This window comes from Microbacterium sp. K41 (assembly GCF_004794395.1).
Taxonomy (GTDB): Bacteria; Actinomycetota; Actinomycetes; order Actinomycetales; family Microbacteriaceae; genus Microbacterium; species Microbacterium sufflavum.
The window spans coordinates 1-4,232 of the sequence record NZ_SSDO01000498.1 but is presented as its reverse complement, the minus strand read 5'-3'; the positions used below and the strand labels follow the sequence as shown (position 1 = coordinate 4,232).

Below are 4,232 nucleotides of genomic sequence, written 5' to 3'. Positions count from 1 at the left end.
GACCTCATCCTCACGCAGATCGTCGACCGGCTCGCCCGGCGGCTGCGCGACGGCGACCGCGTGTGCCGCACGGTGGTGCTGCGGCTCCGCTTCGGCGACTTCACGAAGGCCACCCGCTCCCGCACGCTCGGCGCGCCGACCGACCGCACCGCGATCCTCCTCACGGTGGCGCGCACCCTGCTCGCCGCCGCGCAGTCCGAGGTCGCCGACCGCGGCATCACGCTGCTCGGCCTCTCCCTGTCGCAGCTCGACCGCGCCGACCGCGTGCAGCCGGAACTCCCGATCGACTGGGGCGACGACGCCCGCCTCGACTCGGTGCTCGACACCCTGCGCGACCGCTACGGTGCGACCTCCGTCTCCCGCGCCGCACAGCTCGGACGCGACCCCGGCTGGTCCACGCCGATCCTCCCCGAGCACGAGTGAGGCCCCGGACGAGGGCCGTCGCCGAGAATACTGGCCAGAAATCGGGCCTGAATTTAGGCTATGTTCATGACTATGCAGACGGTCTCAGTCAGCGAGGCGAAGGACAGGTTCTCTCAACTGGTCGAGTCGGTGGACACCACGCACGAGGCGGTGACCATCACTCGTCACGGGCGTCCCGCGGTGGTCATGCTGAGTGTCGACGACCTTCACGCACTGCAGGCGACTCTCGCGCTCCTGCAAGATCCGCAGCACGCGGAAGAGGTCGCGGAAGCCGATGCAGACATCGCCGCAGGACGCACGTTGAGTCTGGCCGAGGTGCGAGAGCAACTGGGTCGGCGGTGACCGCGGAGCACTACGACGTCCAGCTCACGGGTCCCGCGGTGCGAGCACTCCACCGACTGGAGCCGAAGCTCGCCGATGCCGTTCTCCGGTTCCTGGAGGGCCCCCTCGCCGAGAACCCGATGCGGACGACCAAGGCGCTCGGTGCCGAACTCGAGGGCCAGCGCAGCGGGTATGTCGGGATCGCCTATCGCGTGGTGGTCCGCGTCGACGAGGAGACTCGCACGGTGTACGTCCTGCGCATCGCCCACCGTGCGGACGGGTACCGCCGCAGGTGACCCCGCCTCCGCGCCTCAGGCCTTGAGCATCGACGCCCGCGCGATGCGGCCGTCCGCCACGTCGAAGGTCGCGATGGTCTCGGTCGCGACACCCGCGTTGATCACCTGCTCCTGCGCCACGACCCACCGCGCGCCGAAGAGCACGCTCGACTCGATGACGCACGAGAGCTCGGGGTTCTGCAGCCGGGGTTCGTAGAACGCGCGGATGGCTTCGGCGCCGACGATGGGTTCGGGCGCGACACCGGTGATGACGGCGTCGTCGGCGTAGGTGGCGACGAACGCGTCGAGGTCGTGGGCGTTGAACGCGTCGAGCTGTGCCTGCACGGTGTCGTGCGCGGATCGGTCGAGGGCGGTGCGGTCAGTCAATGCGAACTCCTCCGTTGACGTCGTAGGTGGCTCCGGTGATGAAGCGGGCGCGCTCCGAGGCGAGCGACGCGATGATCCAGGCGACGTCCTCGGGCTGGCCGAACGCGCCGAGGGGGATGCCGGCTTCGAGCTTCGCGCGCCCCTCGCCCTGGAGCTGGTCGGTGATGGCGCTGGCGACAGGGCCGGGGGTGACGGCGTTGACGCGGATGCCCTCGGAGGCCAGGTGTCGCGCGAAGCTGCGGGTGATGGCGAGCAGCGCCCCCTTGCTGGCGGCGTAGTGGATGCCGGTCTGCAGGGCGCCGACCTGTCCGGCGATCGAGGCGATGTTGACCACCGACCGGTCGCCCTCGGCGGCGCGCAGCAGGGGGAGTGCCGCCCGGGTGAGCAGGAAGGTGCCGCGCGCGTTGGTCTCGAGGACGAAGTCCCACTCCTCGATGTCGATGTCGGGGTAGGGCGTGTAGGGGCAGACTCCGCCGTTGTTGATGAGCACGTGCAGCTCGCCCCAGGTGACGGTGATGCGGTCGGTGAGCGCGTCGATCGATTCGGGGTCGCGCAGGTCGAGCCGTGACACCAGCACCTCGGCGGCACCGGCCGCCCGGCACTCCTCGGCGACGCGCTCGGCCTCGGCCTCGCGCCCGGTGTAGGTGATCCAGAGGGCGGCGCCCTCGCGGGCGAGTTCGAGGGCGGCGGCGGTTCCGATGCCGGAACTCGCGCCGGTGATGAGTGCGCGGCGAACAGTCATGCCTAAACGCTATAGCAAGAACCGGTCGCTGTCAGCCGCTGTACAACGCTTTGCTAGATGCTATAGCATCGCTCCCATGACTGCGCCGTTCATCCTCGTCACCGACTGCGACCTCCCGGGGACCGTCATCGAAGACACCCTCCGCGGCGCGGGCCTGCGCGCCGATCGCGCCGCCTCCGGCAGCCCCGACGACATCGCCGTGCTCGGCGCCGAGGCCGAGGGACTCGTGGTGCAGTGGGCACGCATCGACGGCGACCTCATGGACCGGATGCCCAACCTGCGCCTCATCAGCCGCGTCGGCATCGGGTACGACATGATCGACGTCGACGCCGCCACCGCCCGCGGCATCGCCGTCGCCAACACCCCCAGCTACTGCATCGAAGAGGTCGCCGCGCACACCGTGGCCATGATCATGACCCAGGCGCGCGGACTCCCCGCCTACGACCGCGCCGTGCGCGCCGGCACCTGGAAGGCCGTGGACGCCCGACCGCTCGCCGTGCGCCCCTCCACCACCACCGTGTCCGTGCTGGGCTTCGGCCGTATCGGCTCGCTCGTCGCGCGCGGACTCCGCGGCCTCGGCTTCCGTGTGCTCGTCGCCGACCCGTACGCCCCCGCCGACGCCGTGCGCGAGGCGGGCTGCGAGCCCGTCGGGATCCCCGACGCCATCGCCCGCGCCGACATCCTCACCCTCCACGTGCCCCTCACCGACGCCACCCGGCACCTGATCGACGCGGCCGCCCTCGCCACCATGAAGCCGGGCGCCGTGATCGTGAACACCTGCCGCGGACCGCTCATCGACGAGGACGCGCTCGCCGCCTCCCTCCGCGACGCACACCTCGGCGGCGCCGCGCTCGACGTCTTCGCGGGGGAACCGCTCGCCGCCGACTCCCCGCTCCGCGACCTCGACCAGGTGCTGCTCACCCCGCACGCCGCCTGGTACTCCCCCGAGGCCCTCGCCGACCTGCCGGTGCACGCGGCCCAGAACATCATCCGGTCGTTCGCGGGCGAGTCCGTGCCGATCGTCAACCCGTCGTTCGCCGCCGCCCGCTGACCCGAAAGCCCGACATGGAACTCCTGCGCCTCGGCCCCGCCGGCCACGAACACCCCTACGTCCGCGACGACGCCGGGGTGATCCGCGACCTCGCGCCCCTCACGGCCGAGATCGACGGGGCGTTCCTCGCCGCCGACGGCATCGCCCGCACCCGCGAGGCCCTGCGCCGCGACGAGCTGCCCGTCGCCGACGTCGACGGCCTCCGCCTCGGCGCTCCTGTCGCCCGCCCGACCGCGGTCCTGTGCATCGGCCAGAACTACGCCGCGCACGCGGCCGAGTCCGGCGCAGAGCCGCCCGCGCACCCGGTGCTCTTCTTCAAGCACCCCAACACCGTGGTCGGCCCGAACGACGTGGTGCTGCTGCCGCCCGGTGCGGAGAAGGTCGACTGGGAGGTGGAGCTCGCGGTGGTGATCGGCAGGACCGCTCGCTACCTCCCGTCGCCCGAGGCCGCCCGCGACGTGATCGCCGGGTACACCATCTCCAACGACGTGTCGGAGCGGGCGTACCAGCTCGACGTCTCGGGCGGGCAGTGGTCGAAGGGGAAGTGCTCCGAGACGTTCAACCCCCTCGGCCCCGCGCTCGTGCCCGCCGACGAGGTCGACCCGCAGGCGCTGCGCCTCCGCTCCTTCGTGAACGGCGAGCCGCGGCAGGACTCCTCCACGGCCGACATGATCTTCCCGGTGCTGCAACTGGTGCACGAGCTCAGTCACTACCTGGTGCTGGAGCCGGGCGACGTGATCAACACCGGTACCCCGCAGGGCGTCGCGCTCTCCGGACGCTTCCCCTATCTGCAGGACGGCGATGAGATGACGATCGAGATCGAGGGGCTCGGGCAGCAGCGGCAGCGGACCGAGCGCGTGCACCTGAGCTGACGCGACCCCGGCGGCCTGTGTCCGCGGCACGGCTCCTTTCGCTGAGTGCGCCGTGCCGCGGCCAGAGGCCGTCGGGGGTGTGGTGAGTCAGGCGAGGTCGCGCGGCGGCTGCGGCGGGGTGCGGTGCAGGGGGTCGGCGACCGGGATGCGCTCGGGCTCCG

The 4,232-nt window shown here is 71.6% G+C and carries 7 protein-coding genes; 5 read left to right on the top strand and 2 right to left on the bottom strand.

Annotated elements, in window-relative coordinates; translation table 11 throughout:
* The 3 genes from DW309_RS16500 to DW309_RS16490 all read left to right on the top strand — a co-directional run.
* On the top strand, positions 1–423 hold a 423-nt coding region (locus DW309_RS16500), incomplete at its 5' end, for a DinB/UmuC family translesion DNA polymerase (RefSeq protein ID WP_446724766.1).
* Between the two features lie 66 nt (positions 424–489).
* Positions 490–765 (top strand): type II toxin-antitoxin system Phd/YefM family antitoxin, encoded by a 276-nt coding sequence (locus DW309_RS16495; protein WP_205812845.1) that lies wholly within the window; start codon positions 490–492, stop codon positions 763–765.
* A complete protein-coding gene (locus DW309_RS16490; RefSeq protein ID WP_136030042.1) occupies positions 762–1,040 on the top strand; it encodes a type II toxin-antitoxin system RelE family toxin in 279 nt (92 codons plus the stop codon). The genes DW309_RS16495 and DW309_RS16490 overlap by 4 nt, the downstream gene beginning before the upstream one ends.
* 15 nt (positions 1,041–1,055) lie before the next feature.
* On the opposite strand, the gene DW309_RS16485 is transcribed toward DW309_RS16490, so the two are convergent.
* Both DW309_RS16485 and DW309_RS16480 read right to left on the bottom strand, forming a co-directional pair.
* A complete protein-coding gene (locus DW309_RS16485; protein WP_136045986.1) occupies positions 1,056–1,406 on the bottom strand; it encodes a nuclear transport factor 2 family protein in 351 nt (116 codons plus the stop codon).
* A complete protein-coding gene (locus DW309_RS16480) occupies positions 1,399–2,148 on the bottom strand; it encodes an SDR family NAD(P)-dependent oxidoreductase (protein WP_136030038.1) in 750 nt (249 codons plus the stop codon). The genes DW309_RS16485 and DW309_RS16480 overlap by 8 nt, the downstream gene beginning before the upstream one ends.
* Before the next feature lie 76 nt (positions 2,149–2,224).
* On the opposite strand from DW309_RS16480, the gene DW309_RS16475 reads away from it, so the two are divergent.
* Positions 2,225–3,199 carry a C-terminal binding protein gene (locus tag DW309_RS16475; RefSeq protein ID WP_136045985.1) on the top strand — a complete coding sequence of 325 codons (975 nt, stop codon included), beginning with the start codon at positions 2,225–2,227 and terminating at the stop codon, positions 3,197–3,199.
* A 14-nt stretch (positions 3,200–3,213) separates the two neighbouring features.
* Positions 3,214–4,071, top strand: coding sequence for a fumarylacetoacetate hydrolase family protein (locus DW309_RS16470; protein ID WP_136045984.1), 858 nt, complete (start codon positions 3,214–3,216; stop codon positions 4,069–4,071).
* The last annotated feature ends 161 nt before the right edge of the window (positions 4,072–4,232 follow it).

Coding starts and splice junctions, on each gene's coding strand:
- DW309_RS16480 (WP_136030038.1), bottom strand. CDS start 2,148: ATGACTGTTCGCCGCGCACTCATCACCGGCGCGAGTTCCGGCATCGGA.
- DW309_RS16470 (WP_136045984.1), top strand. CDS start 3,214: ATGGAACTCCTGCGCCTCGGCCCCGCCGGCCACGAACACCCCTACGTC.
- DW309_RS16475 (WP_136045985.1), top strand. CDS start 2,225: ATGACTGCGCCGTTCATCCTCGTCACCGACTGCGACCTCCCGGGGACC.
- DW309_RS16495 (WP_205812845.1), top strand. CDS start 490: ATGACTATGCAGACGGTCTCAGTCAGCGAGGCGAAGGACAGGTTCTCT.